Origin of the sequence: Metamycoplasma alkalescens (assembly GCF_900476125.1) — a bacterium.
Classification (GTDB): Bacteria; Bacillota_I; Bacilli_A; order Mycoplasmatales; family Metamycoplasmataceae; genus Metamycoplasma; species Metamycoplasma alkalescens.
Genome location: NZ_LS991949.1, coordinates 271,423 through 290,850, shown reverse-complemented (window position 1 = coordinate 290,850; position 19,428 = coordinate 271,423). Strand labels below are relative to the sequence as shown.

10 protein-coding genes and 1 pseudogene are annotated in these 19,428 nt (G+C 23.6%); 9 read left to right on the top strand and 2 right to left on the bottom strand.

All coding sequences use genetic code 4. The features are described 5' to 3' along the window. The first annotated feature begins 1 nt into the window (after position 1). The 8 genes and pseudogenes from D2845_RS01225 to D2845_RS06130 all read left to right on the top strand — a co-directional run bounded on the left by D2845_RS01225 (position 2) and on the right by D2845_RS06130 (position 14,160). A complete protein-coding gene (locus tag D2845_RS01225; protein WP_110858224.1) occupies positions 2–895 on the top strand; it encodes an HAD-IIB family hydrolase in 894 nt (297 codons plus the stop codon). After that, positions 895–2,151 (top strand): hypothetical protein, encoded by a 1,257-nt coding sequence (locus D2845_RS06155; RefSeq protein WP_110858223.1) that lies wholly within the window; start codon positions 895–897, stop codon positions 2,149–2,151. The genes D2845_RS01225 and D2845_RS06155 overlap by 1 nt, the downstream gene beginning before the upstream one ends. Positions 2,152–2,732: 581 nt before the next feature. Beyond that, on the top strand, positions 2,733–4,658 hold the full coding sequence (locus D2845_RS01210) for a type IV secretory system conjugative DNA transfer family protein (protein ID WP_110858221.1): 1,926 nt from the start codon (positions 2,733–2,735) through the stop codon (positions 4,656–4,658). A 128-nt stretch (positions 4,659–4,786) separates the two neighbouring features. Continuing rightward, entirely contained in the window at positions 4,787–5,056 is a 270-nt protein-coding gene (locus D2845_RS06150; RefSeq protein WP_002880925.1) for a hypothetical protein, read from the top strand. Between the two features lie 12 nt (positions 5,057–5,068). Beyond that, positions 5,069–5,389 carry an Mbov_0395 family pilin-like conjugal transfer protein gene (locus D2845_RS06145; RefSeq protein ID WP_110858220.1) on the top strand — a complete coding sequence of 107 codons (321 nt, stop codon included), beginning with the start codon at positions 5,069–5,071 and terminating at the stop codon, positions 5,387–5,389. Positions 5,390–5,392: 3 nt separating this feature from the next. Then, positions 5,393–7,014, top strand: a pseudogene (locus D2845_RS06985) (Mbov_0396 family ICE element transmembrane protein). After that, positions 7,014–9,890, top strand: coding sequence for an Mbov_0397 family ICE element conjugal transfer ATPase (locus tag D2845_RS01185; RefSeq protein WP_110858217.1), 2,877 nt, complete (start codon positions 7,014–7,016; stop codon positions 9,888–9,890). Before D2845_RS06985 ends, D2845_RS01185 begins: the two are co-directional and overlap by 1 nt. Positions 9,891–10,275: 385 nt before the next feature. Next, positions 10,276–14,160, top strand: coding sequence for an Mbov_0399 family ICE element protein (locus D2845_RS06130; protein ID WP_110858216.1), 3,885 nt, complete (start codon positions 10,276–10,278; stop codon positions 14,158–14,160). 407 nt (positions 14,161–14,567) lie between these two features. On the opposite strand, the gene D2845_RS06125 is transcribed toward D2845_RS06130, so the two are convergent. Beyond that, a complete protein-coding gene (locus tag D2845_RS06125; RefSeq protein WP_117275963.1) occupies positions 14,568–16,097 on the bottom strand; it encodes an MAG3960 family lipoprotein in 1,530 nt (509 codons plus the stop codon). A gap of 365 nt (positions 16,098–16,462) precedes the next feature. Here D2845_RS06125 and D2845_RS06120 point away from each other — a divergent pair, with 365 nt between their 5' ends. Next, entirely contained in the window at positions 16,463–16,894 is a 432-nt protein-coding gene (locus tag D2845_RS06120; protein ID WP_110858500.1) for an Mbov_0400 family ICE element protein, read from the top strand. A 595-nt stretch (positions 16,895–17,489) separates the two neighbouring features. Here D2845_RS06120 and D2845_RS06115 read toward each other — a convergent pair. Then, positions 17,490–19,022, bottom strand: a complete 1,533-nt coding sequence (locus D2845_RS06115; protein ID WP_117275962.1) for an MAG3960 family lipoprotein — start codon at positions 19,020–19,022, stop codon at positions 17,490–17,492. Positions 19,023–19,428: the final 406 nt, after the last annotated feature.

The window sequence follows — 19,428 nt, the reverse complement described above, 5'->3', positions numbered from 1 at the left end:
GATGTACTCAGTCACAAACAATAAAAAACCAGTTATTTTCTCTGATGTTGATGGAACAATTTATAAAAATTTTAATTTATTGAATGCGACAATTAAAGATGTTGAATTTGCAATTGAAAATGGTGCAGATTTTAATATTTGTACAGGTAATCCTTTGCAAGAAAGAATGCTTGATTTAGGCAAAAAATTAAATGTTAAATATCTACTTTGTTCATCTGGGGGACAAATTTATGATTTTCAAAATAAAATTTTAATTAAAAGTTGAAATATTGATTTTTTAATTCTTGAGCAATTAATTAAAATAGCTAAACAACTAAATTTACAAATGTTTTTTTGGGATAATGAAAATTATTTTTATTTAGAAGATGCACCAGAGATAACAACTGAAATTCTAAACTATCATTTTATTAGTGAAAAAAATAAAAAAGCAATTCCTAAAAAATGAAATCACGAACAAATAAATCCAATTAAAATTGAACTTTATTCAATTGATAATCCGCTTTCAGAAACATATCCACAAGAAATCTATCAACATATTAAACATATAGATGGAATTGAAATGATTGTAACACATTGTAATATTGAAATTAATGCTTTGGGAATTAATAAAGGAAGTGCAATTGAGTGATTAGTTAAAAATATTTATTCAAAAAATGAAGTTAAATTAGAAGAAATTATGACAATTGGTGATAGCAACAATGATTTGCCAATGCTTGCATTAACAAATTATTCATATGCAATGGCAAATTCAACTAAAAAACCTTTAGAAGTAGCTAAATTTTTTACAAGCGATGTGATTCAAAATGGCTTAGGTGAAGCAATTTTAGATTACTTATATCGTTTAAAAAATATTGCAAGAAAACATATGTTTCATGAATTTTTGGAGGATAAATAATGAAGATAACACGAATTGGAAAAAATCATCATTTAGTGATTAAAAATGTTGATTATTTGTCACCAGAATTGCAAACTTATAATAATATAAAACTAACAAAGTTTCTTGATTCAAGCAAAGATTTAGAACTTTTAATTAGTGATAATTTAAGTTTTGAAGAATTGGGGGGAATCATTGCTGGAATGCATGGTTTGCAAGGAGGCAATTACTATGCTTTTTTTGAACTTGAATTATTTAATTTAGAAAAAAATCAAAATCAGTTAAATCAAAATCTTGATTTTTTGTCAAAAATTAGCAAAGATACTGTGATTAATAATGACAGTTATCTTTATCATTACAAAAAATATTTTGGTAATCAAACAAATAAAAACTATTTGACACTTGTGCTTGCAGATCGGGGACTTGTTTCATTTGAATTTTTCTTTAAACAAACACCATTTCAAGCAAGTTCAAAAAATTATGATGATTTAAAAGATAATTTATTAAACAAAAAATTAGCTAACTTTAGTCTTAATTTTGATAAAAATAAAATGTTTCAAAATGCAAGAGATAGCTTTTGATTAGGAAACAAATTAGTACTTAAATTACTAGAAAATAATTTTGCTTTTTTTGAATTTGAATATGAAAAACCAGAATTTATTAAAATTACTAATTCACATGATGCTTATGAAGAATTATTTACGCGAATTGAATTAGCAACAATCTCACCAGAAATGCTATCAATTTTTGAATGACGATTGAACATTAATGAAATTAGATATGAATCTGAAGAATATATTGAAGATTCAAAAACAAGTGATGATAACCAAAGCAAAAATAAGGAAGAAAAAGATTCATCCCAAGAAAAAAATTATTGAAAAAATAATGTTTTTTTTAATTTTGATTCACTTACTGAAGAAGAAAAAATTATGTTGCAAAATCTACCAAAAGAAGAAATTGAAAAAATATTTAATCAAAATAATTTTGATCCTGAATCATTTGAAAAAATTAAGGAGAATTTTTTAAATCAATTTATTACAATGTTAAATGACCTTAAATTAAGTGATGATAAGGTTAAGGAATTACTTGAAGAATTTGTTGATGAATTTAAAAAAAATTCAATTCCTGGAATGAACAATTTTCAAATTAGTGATTCAGAAAAAGAGATATTTCTAACTGAAGTATTTGAAATGTATAAAAATTATAAGAATAATAAATCATTTAGAGATGCCGGCAATCAAGAAAGTAATAACTTCAATGATGATGATATAAATTAATAACTAAAATGAGTTTTATTATTTATATTCTTGATATTTAAATTTATAAACTAAAATTACTGGAGAAAATTGCCAGTAATTTTTTTAAAATAAACTTTTAAAATTTAAATTTAAAAAAATGAAAAAAATTATTAGCTTAGTGGTATTATTTTGTATGTAAATTTTGATTCTAATATAAAAAAGATCAAAATGATTGTCAATTAGTAATTCTAATATTTTTTAACAAATTTAATAAAAAATATTGACTTTATGACTTAAATTAAGTTTAAAAAAAATTATTTTTAATACTACTAATTGTACAAAATTATTTAAACAAATTTTAATAAATAATATTTTATAATGAAGCAAAACATAATTTGTTGTTTTTAGAATATTAATCAATAAATATATTTTAAAGTCAAAATTATTAATTTGTGAAAATATAAAGTTATTGAAAAATAATAGTCTAAATATTGATAGAATCAATATTTTAATCATTATTAAATAATCAAAAAATAATATCAATTAATAATGTTATTTTCTTTTTAAAAAATATTATTTTTCAATAAAAATTAAACATGATAATAGAGGTTTAATCAATAGTGCTTATTAAAGATAATAAACAAAAATTTTTAAATAAATTTTTAAACTATTTTTTTTCATTGATAATTTGACCTTCGCTAGCATTTTTTTTCATTGCAATTGTAATGCTATTTATTCAAATAAAATCTGTAAAAATTTTTCAAGAATGAGTTTCAAAAAATCGATCATTTATCAATGATATTTTCTTATTTTGAAAAATAAATACAAGATTTAGAAATATTGGAATTTTAATAATAGTTTTAGGATCATTGTTTTTTTTAATCATTTTAAACTATAAATCTTGAATTGCAATTTTGAAAGCAAAAATAACTAAAAATAATCATCCAGAAAAAAAGACTTGGGAATATAATCAATTTCTAAAAGAAGGGTCTTTTAGAAAATTCAAAAATAATTTTAAACCAGGTAATCCAAATTTTATTTTTGGGAATTTAAAAACTAATAATTTTAAAAAATATGACTATTTAGTTAATAATTTAAACAATCATGCGATTGTTTTAGGAATTACGGGTTCTGGAAAAACTCAAAAAGTTTTAATTCCAAATTTACATTATAATGCCTCACTTGAAAATGATTTAAAACCCAACATAGTAATTACTGATCCCAAAAAAGAGATTTTGAAAATTACAGGAGAAATGTTTTTAGAAAAAGGTTATGAAATAAAAGTATTTGATTTTATTGATGCTAAAAATTCATTGCATTGAAACCCGCTAGAGCAAATTTGAAATAGATTACACAATAAGTCTAAAGAAGATTTAGATGATGATGATTATTCTGCTGCTTTTGAACAAATTATTGAAATAACTAACTCATTAAATTGACCAAAAGGTGAAGATAGCAAAACAATGTGAGTTAATCAAGCAAAAAATGTAATTATTACTGTTATTAAATTTATGCTACTTTATAGTTTGGAAGATGAAACTTTTACAATTAAATCATTTACTTTATCCAATGTTATTTGGTTTTTAGATGATAGAAATTTTAAAAGAGGGATTTGAACATTTAGATTGAAATCATTTTCAAAAAGGAATCATATTTGATGAAAATTTCATGAAGAATGAAATGCATTGCAAGATATTTTTTCAGAAACTTTTAGTGGGATATTAACACATGCATCAAACGTTTTATTGGAATTTCAAAGCAATTTAAATATTCAAAAAATAACAAGTCATATTAATTTTTCAATTGATAAAACAATAAGAAATAACCAAAAACCATGAGTTATTTTTATTTGCTTTCCTGATCACAAACCGATATTTAATTTTTTAATAAATATTTTAATTACACAAATTTATCGGGAAGCAATTGAATTTGCCAATTCTTCTCCAGGAAGAAAACTTAGTCGCATGCTGCAATTTTATTTGGAAGAATTTAATTCATTAAATATTCCCCAAATTTCTGACTGAATGGCTATATCAAGATCAAGAAATATTTTATTTTTGTTAGTGATTCAAGCATTTGAGCAATTGCAAAAATATGGAAGTGATTTAGGTAGTTGAAAATCAATTCAAGCCCAAGTAGGATTAATTTATTTTTTAGAAACTAATTCAGATGAGACACTTGAGTGATTTTCTAAAATGTTAGGGGAAAAAACAATTAAAAAAGAAAGTGTAACTTTTGATAGTAAAAATAAAAAGACGACAACTGTTTCAGAATATGATAAGGCAATAATGACTCCAGCTGAATTAAAATATAAAAAAAAAGAAATGACAATAATATCTTGTGGTTTTTATAAACCAATTGCAATTAATATCAAACCGGCATATGAGTATTTAGAATATGAAGAATATGTTCATCATGCACCAAAAATTGAAATAAATGACTCAGAAATTTGAGATTTTAATCTCATGAAATTATTGAATTTCAATAAAAATGATGAGGTAAACAAAGAAGCTATAAATAAAAAACCCAAAAAACCCAAAAATTAGCTAATAAAAATAATAAAAATGAAAAATGTTATGACAATCTTTTAGAAATATATCTTTTTATTAAAAAGATTGAGGAGATTTTAAATACATGAATACATGATTAAAAACTATTTAAGGAGATTTATTTAATGGATAAAGCACCAGCAATATTGGGATTGGTATTTGGAATAGTCATTGCAATTTTAAGTTTAATATTGTTATTAACAGATTATAAAGATTGTTTTTCAAAAGAATTTTCAAAAAGAAATCAAATGCGATCTATCTATAAACGCCAATGAATATTTACACTTGTAATATGCATAATGTCATTTTTTTTGACAATTTCATTAACAGGATATTTAATCTTTTCTGATTGAAATTTTAAAGACTTACCTGTGATAAATACTTTTACAAAATAAAGGAGAAATCAAATGAATAATTTTTCAACAACTTTAGGGGATGCAACAGATGCATCATCTTCAACACAACAAAATTTAACTTTATTAGCGCAAACTGTTCAAAAATATATAAATATTGTTCTTGGATCAATGGCGGGATTATTAGTTTTAGCCATTATGATTGTTGGGGCAATTGCTTGATTTAAAGCATCAAGAGCTGATAGTGATGAAGAAAGAAGGGCTCAGTTAAAAAAAATCAAATGACTAGCAGGATTTATTGTTTTTGTTGTGATTGCTTGAGCAATATCAGGAATTGTAACAACTATTTTGCAAGGAATATGAAAGGTTCAATAACAAATGGGTTGAATTAATTCAATAGCATATGGTTTTTTTATGATTGGATATGCACCATTAGTGCTATTGCCTCTATTAATCATTGGATGAGTTGTAAAAGCATATCAACTTATTAGTTTTGGATTGCCACAATATTTATTATTTGGTGTTCCATTTGGTGGATCGATTAATAACATTAAATTACCTTATTTATTTGCAAGGTTAGCAATCATTTCAATTTTGATTTTTGCTGTTTTGTTTGTGTTAAGTGCAATTAAGGTTCACTTTCAAAAAAATGATCAACCAAATCCAATTCGAATCGCAATGAAAAATTCTATTTTTGGAACACTTTGATTATTAGGAATTCCGATTGCATTATTTTTGTTTAATACTATTTTTGGAATTATTTTATCACTAGTATTGGGAAGTAATAATGATAGTATTGATAAAACATTATTTCTTGCCTTATACAATGATTCTTGAAGTAATAAAATATCATTTCAAACTTGAATAGATATTTCTAATAGTGGATTTAAAATCCCAATGGGAGTTTATAGCAAATTCGATTGAGGTGAAGGAATTATGCTTTGATTAACAGGGGGAATAATTTGTTTTCCTACATTAATTCCTTTTATCTTCGGAATGTTAGTTTTAGTGCAAAAATATTTCAACAATTTTTCTTATTTGTTATTTCCCCATTTATTGCAGCCGCATCAGTTGCTGATGATGGCAAAAGAATGAAACAATTTCAAGAAATGTATGCATCCAAATCATTTGCAATTTTAGGATTAGTAGTAGGAGTACAACTATATTCAGTATTTATTGGAAGAGCAATGAATTGAATTCGGGGTCTTAATAATATTGATTTTTTTGGCAAACTAATTTTAATTCTAGCAATTACAGCCGGTGGAGCAATTGCTGCAAAAGGAATAACATCTGAAGTTAGTGCCTTTATTGGTGAAAGTGCAAGCATTAGAGAAACAATGGGTGAAACAAAAAATTTAATTGGTTCTTCAATGGCAATGGCAGGTGGAGTTGGGGCAGTTGGCAGACTTGGAAAAAAAGCTTTCATGGGGACTGGAAATAAAATTTTAGGTAAGTCACAAGCATGAGCAAGGTTTGCTCAAGGCGCAGCATTAAAGAAGAAATTAAAAAGTGATTTAAAATCTGGAAAAATTGGGTTGCAGCAATACCAATCAAAATTACAAGAATGAAAAGATGTTGCGACTGCGCAAAAAATCAAGGAAAAAGAGATGAAAAAATTTGAAAAACAAAATCTTAAAGAATATCAGGAACAAGAAAAATTACCAGAAAATCAAAGATCACTTAAATTTCAAGGGTTAGATAAAAAAGAGATGAAAATGTCATATGACCAATTATTAAAAAGAAGTAACAAAGAAGTAAAAAATTATGAAAAACTTGCAAAAAAAGCACAAAAAAGTCCAGAAAAAATAACAAATCTTGAACGAGCAAAAATGGATAATAGTGTATTGCGGATTAAAAATCTAGAACGTCATTTAAATAAAAAGGCACCTAATATGGGAGTATATAATGAATCAAAAAATAAATACAAAAAATCCGAATTTAAAAAAGAAATAGATGATAATTTCAAATATCAAAAAACACTAAAAAACAGTAAAAAATAATGTTACAACCTAAAAATCTTAAAAAAACACAAGGGCATTTTTGACGCTCATTTACGTGAATGGATTTTTTTGTTGGTTCATTAATTATTATTGTATCAGTATTAATTGGATATACAGTTTTACCTCCGCATATTCCCCGAACTTGAAGTTTAGTTTTAAGTATATTTGTTGCAATTGCTTTTAGTCCTTTTTTGATTAAATCAAATAAGTATAATTGTCGGGTTTATGTTTTATTATTTCGTGCAATCAAGTATTTATTTTCAGTTAAAAAATTTGATAAAAAACATGCTAATCCAAAATTATTAATTCCTTATTCAAGCATTTTTGAAAATAAATTTGTTAAAACAAAACCATTAAAAACTGGAACAAAATATTTAGCAATATTAAAGTTTCAAGGCAAAAGTCCTTGAAATGAAGACAATGAAGATAAAGACGCATTTTTAAATAAATTTGTGCAAATAATTGATACAACTGACAAACATATAACTTTCATTCGAACTAAAGAATTAATTGATTACACTAATAATTTTTATAATTTAAAGCAAAATTTTGATGCAAAGTTAAAAAACTTAAACAAAAAGAATGTTTCAAAAGAAATAAAAGATAACTATTTAAGTTATTATGAAAATTTATATAATGATTTTGATATTTTAGATACAAGACTATTAGTAGATACCTACTATGTGGTTTTATATGATAAATCAATTTCCGAATTAAAAAAGAATTTAAACAACATCACTGCAATTTTTAATTCAATGGATATTGATACAACGTTGGTTGAAGGACTACATTTAATAAAATTTTTGGCAAAATTAAATAACAAAGAAATTGATGAAGAAAAAGCAAATCAATATCTTGAGCAACAAATTAATTCGCAGCGTCAGGCTTTAATAAAAAACAAAGAAGTAGATTTTATTGAGAAACAAACTTTCAAAACAAAAGTTAAAGAATTTTTTAAATTTTTAAAAGAAGAATTTAAAAAACTTTTTTCAAAAAAGAAAAACAAACAAATAGCAAATAAAAATAATCAAGTTAAAGTTGAAAAAAAAGAAAATAAACTTCTTGCTTTAGATGACATCTTAGCAAATGATCATGTTATTTTTAAACATAATTATTTCATTCAGGATAGCAAGTATTGTTCAATTCATACAATAAGTGAATTACCACTAGATTTACAAGAAGGTTGAGCAATTGATATTTTTGCAAATAACTCAACAATTGTTTGAAATTTAGGAATCTTTAATGAAGCAACACAAGCGACATTATTGGATAAAACTGGAAAAAAAATTAGTGATAATTCTTCAATCATTAAATCAAGATACTATCAAAAAGCAGGTGGATTACAATTAGAGGCCTTAGAATATCTAGAAAATCAATTACAAGTTAATAAAAATGCGCTAACAAATAGTTCGCTAATGATAATTAATTGTGCTGATAGTTTAAAGGAATTAAGAAAAATTGAACAAAAAAATTTCTTAAATGTCAAAAGAGCAAAATTAAATATTAATCCAATTCCTTTCAAACAATTTGAAGGAATGGCACAAAGTTGTTTAATAACTACAAATAATTTAAATGAAGCAATTCCGATGTCCTCATACAATGTTGCTTATGGATGACCTTTTGAAAATGAAACTAATAATGATGGTAACAGTTTTATTTTAGGAGAAACAACTGCAACAGGTGAACCAATTATTTTTAACCAATTTTATAAAAATTCATCAAGACGGGTTAATTATAATATGTTTACAGTTGGTTCAAGTGGCAAGGGAAAAAGTACTGATGTAAAAAAAGCAATTCTAGGTCATTTGGCAACAAATAATAAAGTTTATATAATTGATCCCCAAAATGAGTATGCAAAATTAGGAAAAAAATTTGGTGGAACATTAATTGATTTGGGTTTGGGATATAAAACGATCATAAATCCGCTTCAAGTGCAAATTCAATTATTTGATGATCAAGATGACCAAAGTATTAAATTAATTATTAATAAGCACCTTGAATGATTAGAAACATTTTTTAAATTAATTAATCCTGATTGAGTGCAAGATAATTTTGTCTTTTTAATGTCATTTGTAAGAAATCTATATGAAAAACTTGGAATTTATAATCTTACAAGTTACCAGGAATTAGCTGAATTTGATTATCCAATTATGTCAGATTTGATTGCGGAATTGAGAAAATATCAATTTAAAGATGAATTTGAAAAAATCCGTAAACAAAATCTTTTAGCAAATATCATTGATCGTTTAAGTTTTGATTTTGAATATAATGGTAAATATGAATATGTTTACAATGGTAAAACTAATATTGATTTAAGTAATGATTTTATTATTTTTAATACCCAAAAATTATTTGATACTTCAGCATCAAGTGGAAAAGTTGGTTTATTTGTGTTACTAAGTTTTATTCAAAATCAAATCTTTAATAATGTAATTGAAAATCCCAATATTAATACAGTCTTAGTTATTGATGAGTTGCATATGTATATTGATCCAAACAATAGCGCTACACTTGATTTTGTTTATACAATGACAAAAACAGTTCGGAAATTCAATGCTGGAATGATTCTTTGCACGCAAAATCCATCTGATTTTTTAGGAAGTGCATTAATCACAAAAAAGGCAGAAGCAATCTTACAAAATTGCCAATATGCAAAATTTTTTGGACTAAAACAAAAAGACTTGGAAGCAGTTATGGATATGTTTAAATCTTCAGGTGGACTAAATGGTTCGCACCAAAGATTTTTAGCAGATTCTGAAATTGGAAATTTGATTTTTTCATTGCATATGTATTCTAAAATCAAATCATCAATTTATTATAATGATTTTGAAAAAGAGCTATTTTTTGAAAAGGGCTATATTGGTGATAAAAATTAATTTGAATAATTTTCATAACCTAACTCATTGAATAAATATAATGAATTTAACAAACAAAATAAAAAATACTTTAATTAAAAAACTGATTTAAAAATAAATTCAATATTTACTAAACCTAAAATTTAAAAATAAAATCTTTATAACTTAACTTTAGAATTATTTTTAGTAAAGCAAAAATATTTTCTTATTTGCAAAAAAATCAAACAAAAAATAAACTTCAAAAAATCACCAAAAAAGTTTTTACTTAAAAAATAAACAAAAAAATTTCAGTAATTATGAGGTTGATTCATCAAATTTAGATAATAAAATAATTTGCCAAATATACCAATTATCAATTAAGTATTTTAGATATTAATTCTATTGGCAGCAAAGATAGGAATAAATAATGAAAAAAATAAAAAATAAAAAATTATGGTTACTTTTTTTATCCCCAATTAGTTTCGCCCCTCTTTTTTCAATTTCAGCAAGTTCATACATCATTGAAACAAAGTATTATGAATTTCCTGATGATTGAAATAAAGAAACTATTGAAAATTTAACATTTTCACCTGGAATTTCTTATTCTCATTTGTGAATTTTTGATTCTATAGATAAATATAAATGAGAATATAAATATGAATATTCTACAGAAATTCCTGGTTCGCATGGACATGAGTGAGATCACTGAGAAGATTGCTCTCATGCTTATACAGATATTGTCAAAGTAGATAATTATGATAAATTAGTTGATTCACTTAGTGAAAAAATAAATTTTGTAAATAATGAAAAAGAAAGATTAGAAAATCAAATCAAAGAAGATCTAAAAAAATGAAATATAGATTTAAATAGTGTTTATGAAATTGAGTGAAAATTAGAAGCAAAAAAAGCTGGTTTTTCTACTGAAAGATGAAGAGGAATTGAAGAAAAAAATTTAACTGATTTGCATATAAAATTTTTTTACAAAAAAACAACAATTGATGATAGAAAAAAATTTAAAAATTCTTGGTATAAATGAAAAAATCAAATATTAAACAATCAAACAAGTTTTAATATCCATACTGATACAGGTGGAAAATTAGATTATGAAGAAAAAGATCCAAGATTTGCCCAAGGTAACAAATCAAATAAATATTATTTAGACCAATTTATTTCCAATCTTAATGATAAATTTAATAATGAAAATGACTTAAAATTAGGTTATTTAATAAAAGATAGTAATGAACATATTGACTTATTTTTACAAAAGGATAACGTTAGATCTATTTTGGCTGAAAATATAAAAATTAACTTAATTCCAACCAATGCATATACAACAAGGGAATTAGTTGATAGATTAAAAATTAAATTAGGAAATTGGGTAGATTTTGAAAAAAATACTACTCAATTAGTTCCAGATGAATTAGTTAGGGATCCTGAAGACAATAAAGAAATTGATTTGAAGGGTAAAAAAAGATGAGGAGGAAAATGAATTGCCCATAGTCCAACAAAAATCCTTTTTGATGCAGATTTAGATGAAACTGAAATTATTAAAATAAATGGTAAAAAAATTGATGTTTTAGACCGTCATTTTGAAATGGAATTATTAGATGATCGAAAAAATTCAAATGATAGTGAAAGAGTTTTTGATGCCGACTTATTTGAACCAAAGAAAGATGATGAAAAAACAGAAGATAACTCACATGCCAAAAATGAATATAAAATTGAAATATTAAAATATGCAAAAAAAGGAAATTTGGATAAGGACTTAGAATATACTTATACAAAAGTTATTAAAATTGATAGTCGTTCATCACAAATGAATTTCAAATGATTTGCTTGAGATCCCCAAAAAAATCCCAAACAAAAAGAATTAATTGAAGAATATTTAAAAAATGAAAAAGGTGAAGTTTTAAGAGATAAAAATAACAATCCGATTTTAAATCCAAAATATGACCCCGCGATTGATAAAGAAACAGGAACTAAAAAGCAATTAGTTTGATTTGATTTTTCAAAATATACAAAAGAAAATAGAATGTTCATTGATGCAAATAAACAATTTTTAAAAGAAAAAGATTTTTCAATTTATTATCAAGATGATGAGCAACAAAAAAATTACTACTCAATAACAAAATTACCTTATAATTCAAAAACTTTATTTGCTCCTCATAAAGGCATTAAGGATTTAGATAATGGGGTTATTATGGAAGCTTCAGTGTTGGGTAAGGGTGCTTTAAAAACTTTAATTGGAAAAAATAAAAATTTTACTTTATTCAAATTAAATGAAGAAGGTTATTTTGAAAAACCATTATATAGTGATAATTATTATTTAAATCTAACAAATGAAACATCAGATAATTCTTATTTTTCATCATCAGGAATTTGATTATTTGCTTCAAATACTGAGAAAGCTATTTCTAATTTCAAACTAATTTTAATAAAAGAAAATAGTAATCCGCAATCACTTTTTACAGATAATTTACCAAAAATAAGCAATGTAACACCATTATTTAAAACTAAACAAGGTCTAAATTTTTATAATTATTTATTAAAAAAAGAATTGAGTTTGAAGCAAATTGAAAAATTAACTTATGAAGATGCAATGGAACATTACAAAACATATATTAATGCTTTATATGAAAATCAAAAGTTAACAAATGAAATTGAAATAATTCCAAAGTTCAAACCAATTCCTCAAGACCATTATTCAACTACTGAATTTAAAGCAAAATATTTTGGCGATGTGAATGCTTTTGCAAATTTATATTTAGATGATTTTGATTTTAAAGAATTAGTAAAACTTGATAAGCTTGAATTTAATCAAGATAAAACTGGAGTCATTGCTTCATTTTCATTATTAACAAATGAATTAATTTATTATTTAAATCGCCAAGTTTTTATTCCAATTAAGTTTAGAGATATTGAGATAAATAAAAAAATCATTAACCTGAAATTAAATCAAGAATATATTATTCATACAGCAAAAAATTCTTTAAAATCAAACTTTTTAGAGAAATTAAATAAGAAAGAAATTTTTAAAATCTCTGAAGATGAATTTCAAAAAATTAATATTTCATATGTATTTAATTTAGATATAAATGAATTAGTAATTAATGTTGATTTGGCAGAAAAATATAAAAATGAATATAAATTAGAACCGTCCCATAGTTTTAGAATGATAATAAATAGTTTTAAAACCAAAGAGGAAGATGAATTGGATGATGATATTTTTTCTAATTTAGAATTAAAAGAAATTAATTTACGTGGTATTACAGATAAAAAAGAAGCAGAAATTTTTATTCTTAATGAATTAAAAAAACATTTACCAAATTTAGAAATAAATAAGGATTATGCAATTAAGAATTTAGATACTGTTGTGACAGAAAGAATTTATCCACAAGCAAATATTTCACCTCTTAATCCACCACTTTCATCCTTATTAATTTTAGAAGCAAAATCACCAAAAATTGGGTATAAAAGAATTCCTGTTATTAATACAGTTAACAAAATCCTTGAAAATGATTTTGATTTAGCAACAAAAAAATTAATTGATTTTGAACTAAATGAAAATAGACTTTCTTTATTAAGAAAAAAAATTATTGATGAAATTAATCGCCAATTTTTAACTGAAGAATTTGAAGTTAATAAGGATATTGAAATTATTAATTTTAATGCGGGTATTGAATTTCTAGCGCAAGGGAAAAATCATTCATTTCAATTTATTATCAAAGGATTAAATGCTAAAATTAAAAATCAAACAACAATTAATGTTAAGAATACTGCCAAATTTGTTGTTGACGATGAAGACCCAAGTTATGAACCGGGTGATGAAAATAACCCTGAAAAAGCAATTTTATATAACCTAGGAGTCTTAAAATTAGATGAATTAAGCTTTATGCAACATATTTTTTCAGAATTAAAAACAAAAATCATTAATGAAATCATTAAGCAAATTCAATCAAAGTATTTTATTGAACATAATAAACACTATAAAATTGATGATAACAATCTTAATATTTTAGTTAGAGAAATTGGCAAAAAATCAGAAAAACCTATTTCAAAAATACTAATACTTCAACCAATTGAAAAAGTTTCAAAAAATACTGCATCAATAAAAATAACTAATCATAATAAATTATTTGAACCAATTGATGATATTGATAATCCAAATAATTCCCTTTCTCCGCAAGAACAAGCTGCAAGAAGAAAAAAATTCTTATTAATATTTATCCCAATCACAATTTTAGGACTAGTAATCATTGGATTAGTCATTTGATTAATATATATAAGAAAATTTAAAAATAAAATTTCATAAATATTTTTAACCCCCTTTTTCTAAAATTTATTAATCAATATAATGCAATATTAAAATAAATTGCTAGGAGATAACTCTTTATTAACTTAAAAATACTTAATGTTAGCTTTTAAAATAAAAAAACTAATGCAAGCATTATGCTTGTGTTTTTTATAATTTCAAAATATTTTTCTTAGCAATAATAAATTATTATTATTTCTAATTTAGAAATTTTTCCAATCGAAATTTCATTCATAAATAAAATTATATAAAAAATACAAACCCTTTTATTCAGGTTTGTATACTCTTTCTTTCTTGATTCCGTCAAGGAGTATTATAAAAATACGCGAGACATGGCCAGCAAAGAGTTTTTCTGCCAATCGTACACAATAATTTTAACAAAAAATAATTTAATATTATTAATTTTCTTAAATTTTAAATTTTCAATTAAATTTATTTTTATAATGTGAAATTATCATGTTTAATCTTTCCTTAACTTCTGATTCATATATCAAATGTGGCTTATCAATTTTGTCAACTAATTGAATATTTTTTCAAATAAAATCATAATATTTCAATAATTCTGGTTCAAAATTCGTTCTTACTTCATGTTTTATATTAGCTCTTTTATCTAAAATATGTTGCATTGGTTGAATGAATTTATGATATTCATTTCATGCTCATTTATAAGCATGACGAAAATCAGTTTCATATTGATAGTTAGGACCACCAGGAAATAATTGCAATGTATTTAAATTATTTTTCTCTTGTGAGGCATAACCTAATAACTGTGATAATTTCATATAATTTAAAGTTTTTTCTTTAAACTTTCTAAATGATAAACTAATTTTTTTAAATCTTAAATTTTGTTCAAGAGTTTTTGATTCATCTCACTCAAAATTTCCTCCATTAATTGAATTTGTCATTGCAACCTGAAGTTCTAAGTAAGCAACTAGCATTTCTCATAAGTCAACTTGCATTGAATAAACTTTAACCCGATTTCTTCAATAATAATCTTCTTCTTGATAATCAATTGCCATTGTGTTATGATCAAATTTGGGATTTTTTTCATAAAATTGAGTACTTAAAAATAATTCATTTTTAAAGTTACCTGAAAAACTAAATATCCGATTATATTTTCATAATAATGATGGTAATTTATAAACTTTATCCTTATAATTATCTTTTCTTTCACTATTAAAAACATCTAATTCTCTATATATTCAAGTTGACCTCCAATTATCTCATTTTTTGTATCCCCAAGCATCTTTTGGATTTGAATTATCAATTTCAGAATCTCAAAGTCTAATATGCGGCATTAGGACTTCAAACATTTTATCTATTGCTGGACGGGCTTTATTAGGGATACTTTGATAAAAATTAAATTCCCTATCATATTTAGTATCTTCTAGAATTTCTAAAATTTTTTTAACCAAAATATTATATTCAAGTGGACTTATTTCTTTTTTGTTGACTGCATTATCTTTAATAAGACTATTATTTAGATAATGCTTAAGATTTCGAATATAGTATGATGCATTGGCAAATGTAGGAATATCTTTTTCACCAATTAAGTTTGAAAAAAGATGATAAGTTTCTACATTTGGCAAAAGTTTTTTAAATCCTTCGGCATTATTTTTTAATACCAAATCAGCATAATATACCTTTTTATAATCAATATTATCTTCTTTATCAATCTTATAAACTATATTGTCATATTCAAATTTAGTTGGTTGAATATCATCTTTTTGTTGATTAGGTTGTTTATTATTATCACCATTATTATTGTCATTGCTATTATTAGGAAATGGATCTCTATAATTTGGATCATTGCTATCAGGTTTAGGTTTGGGCATCGGGACTGGTGTTTGCATTCAACAACTTATTGCCGAAATTGATATTAATGCACTAAATGCTAGAGGTGTACTTAGAACTAAGAATTTACTTAGTTTCTTCATACTTTTCCTTTGTAATAAAATTTTAATTTCTTTATTTTAAATATAATTTTATCCTTTTTTAGATTTTAAATAATTAACTTTTTCTTTTTATTTCAGATTGTTTTGAATTAAAAAAATAAGGTGAATTCTATATAAATTTTAGATACATTTGAAGAATTTTATGAATAAATTTTTATAAAATTTATTAATAATGTAATAAAATTTAAAATGCAAGTGTAATATGTATTACATAGGATTGGCAATTCTGGTTCTTGCTTACTAATGTCTACCATATTGAAATGACAAAATAAGGAAATAGGACTGGAGCTAAATTTAGAAATAAACTTACTTTTACATATCATTTTAATAATACAAGGAGCAAAAAAATGGAAAATAAATTATTAATTGGGGGAGTATATAGGTTAACAAATAATGAAACTAAGTTAGCAATATGAAAGGATAAATTAAAATCACTAATTGATGAAAATGAAACAAATTATTCTTTTGTTTTCTTTTTTTCAAATGAACAAGTATACTGCCTTAATCTTTGCATATTAATAAATAATAATAAAGACCAAATTAAAAATAATGAAGATAATTTAATATTTGAAACTGATTTATATGATGGGCAAAAAGAAATAGCTATTAATTGTTCAACTGTTTATATAATGAATCAAAAATTATTTGAAAATTTATATATTGAAGATGAAGAAGATATTTTTCAAATATCTCCATATGTGTATGATAAGGTGATGAAAACAATACATAAAAACGGGGATAAAATTAAATATTTGGAGATTGATGATTCTCAGTTTTAAGATTAATAATATTTGATGATTTAAAACAAAAAAATATTTTTCCCAAAAATAAAAAATCACAAAAATTTTCTAATTTTTTTTAATCTTTGTTGATAATACAATAAAAAAAAGCAAATTATTGGCAATGTGGTTAGCTTTAGAATGCTTAAAAATTTCTTAGTATTTTATGATACTTCTAATTTTTTCTTCATCTTAAAAAATAAGGTAATTCTTTTTTGTTTTAGGTTAAAATATGCTAGAATTTATTTAATTCTTACAACCAAGAAAATAATTGGAGATTAAACAATTCCTAAACTATGTGTTTGCAGTGTTGTGTTTTGATATCTTTTGGAGCATATTTTTGATATGCGAGGAATTAAAACAAATCAAGATACAATATATTACCAATATAATTTGGTAGTTCTAAATAAAAAATTCAAATGCAACAATGTTGCATTTGCTTTTTTTATAACAAACTCATTAGTAGGTTTGTATACCTTTTTTTCTTGTATTTCATCAAGAAATATCATAAAAATAAACAAGAGATGACTAGCAAGGAGTTTTTCTTCCAATCATACATAAAATTTAATAAGTATATTATTGGATATTATTAATTTTATTCAATCTTAAATTTTCAATTAAATTTATTCTTATAATGTGAAGTTATAATATTCAATCTTGCATTAGCTTCTGATTCAGGTATTAAATGAGGTTTATTTATTTTGTCGACTAATTCAATATTTTTTCAAATAAAATCATAATATTTAGCATATTTTGAGTCAAAATTTCTTCTTAAATCGGACTCTATATCACCTCTATCATAAAAAACATGTTGCAATGGTTGAATGAATTTATGATATTCATTTCATGCCCATTTATAGGCATGACGAAAATCAGTTTCATATTGGTAATTAGTACCACCAGGAAACAACTGTAGCGTAATTGGATTATTTCTTTCTTGTAGAGTATAACCAAATAATTGTGATAATTTCATATAATTTAAAGTTTTTTCTTTAAAGTTTTTAAATACATCATCAATTTTTTTCTCTCTCAAATTTTTCTTTAAAGTTTTTTCTTCATCTCACTCAAAATTTCCGCCATTAATTGGATCTGTCATTGCAACCTGAAGTTCTAAGTAAGCAACTAGCATTTCTCATAAATCAATTTGCATCGAATAAACTTTAACCCGATTTCTTCAAAAGTAATCAAATATTTCATAATCAATTGCCATTGTATTTTGATCAAATTTAGGGTTTTTTTCATAAAATTGAGTACTTAAAAACAATTCATTTTCAAAAGACCCTGAAAAACTAAATATTCGATTATATTTTCATAATAATGATGGTAATTTATAAACTTTATCAAAATAATGCTCTTCTCTTTCACTATTAAAAACATCTAATTCAGTATATTCTCAAGTTGAACTTCAATTATTTCATTTTTTATATCCTCAAGCATCCTTTGGATTTGAATTGTCTGTTTTAGAATCTCAAATATTAATATGAGGCATTAAAAATCGAAATATTTTATCTTTTGTTGTTTTCGCTTGTTCAGGAATAGTTTTAGTAACATTAAATTCTTCACTAAATTTAGTGTCTTTTAGAATTTGTAAGATTTTTCTAACCAAAGTATTATATTCAAGTGGATTTATTTCTTTTTTATTAGTTGCATTGTCTTTAATAAAACTATTATTTAGATAATGCTCTAGATTTCTAATATAGTATGATGCTGCTGCAAATGTAGGAATATCTTTTTCACCATTTAATTCCTTAAAATTTTGATAAGTTTCAACATTTGGTAAAAGTTTTTTAAATCCTTCGGCATTATTTTTTAATACCAAATCAGCATAATATACCTTTTTATAATCAATATTATCTTCTTTATCAATCTTATAAACTATATTGTCATATTCAAATTTAGTTGGTTGAATATCATCTTTTTGTTGATTAGGTTGTTTATTATTATCACCATTATTATTGTCATTGCTATTATTAGGAAATGGATCTCTATAATTTGGATCATTGCTATCAGGTTTAGGTTTGGGCATCGGGATTGGTGTTTGCATTCAACAACTTATTGCTGAAATTGATATTAATGCACTAAATGCTAGAGGTGTACTTAGAACTAAGAATTTACTTAGTTTCTTCATACTTTTCCTTTGTAATAAAATTTTAATTTCTTTATTTTAAATATAATTTTATCCTTTTTTTAAGTCTTTATAATCAATATATTTTATTTTTATTTATAAGAAAAAAAATATTATCTATATTTTAAATTATTTATTAACTTCAAAATTAAAAAATCAAATTAAAGAAATACTTAATTTTTTTTATTTTGATATCTTATTTAGTTTTAAACTATATTACAATTTAATTCTTAATAAGGATTTGGATTAAACTTATAAATTAACTCAGTAGTTTTAATTTTTTAATTCATATTTATTATTTGAAACGGTGAAATCTAATAGCTAAATCAAAAAAAATAGATTTTAGTAATAAACTTGCTTTTTTTATGCTTTTTTCATATTTAAAACATATTAAATAAATTACTAATAT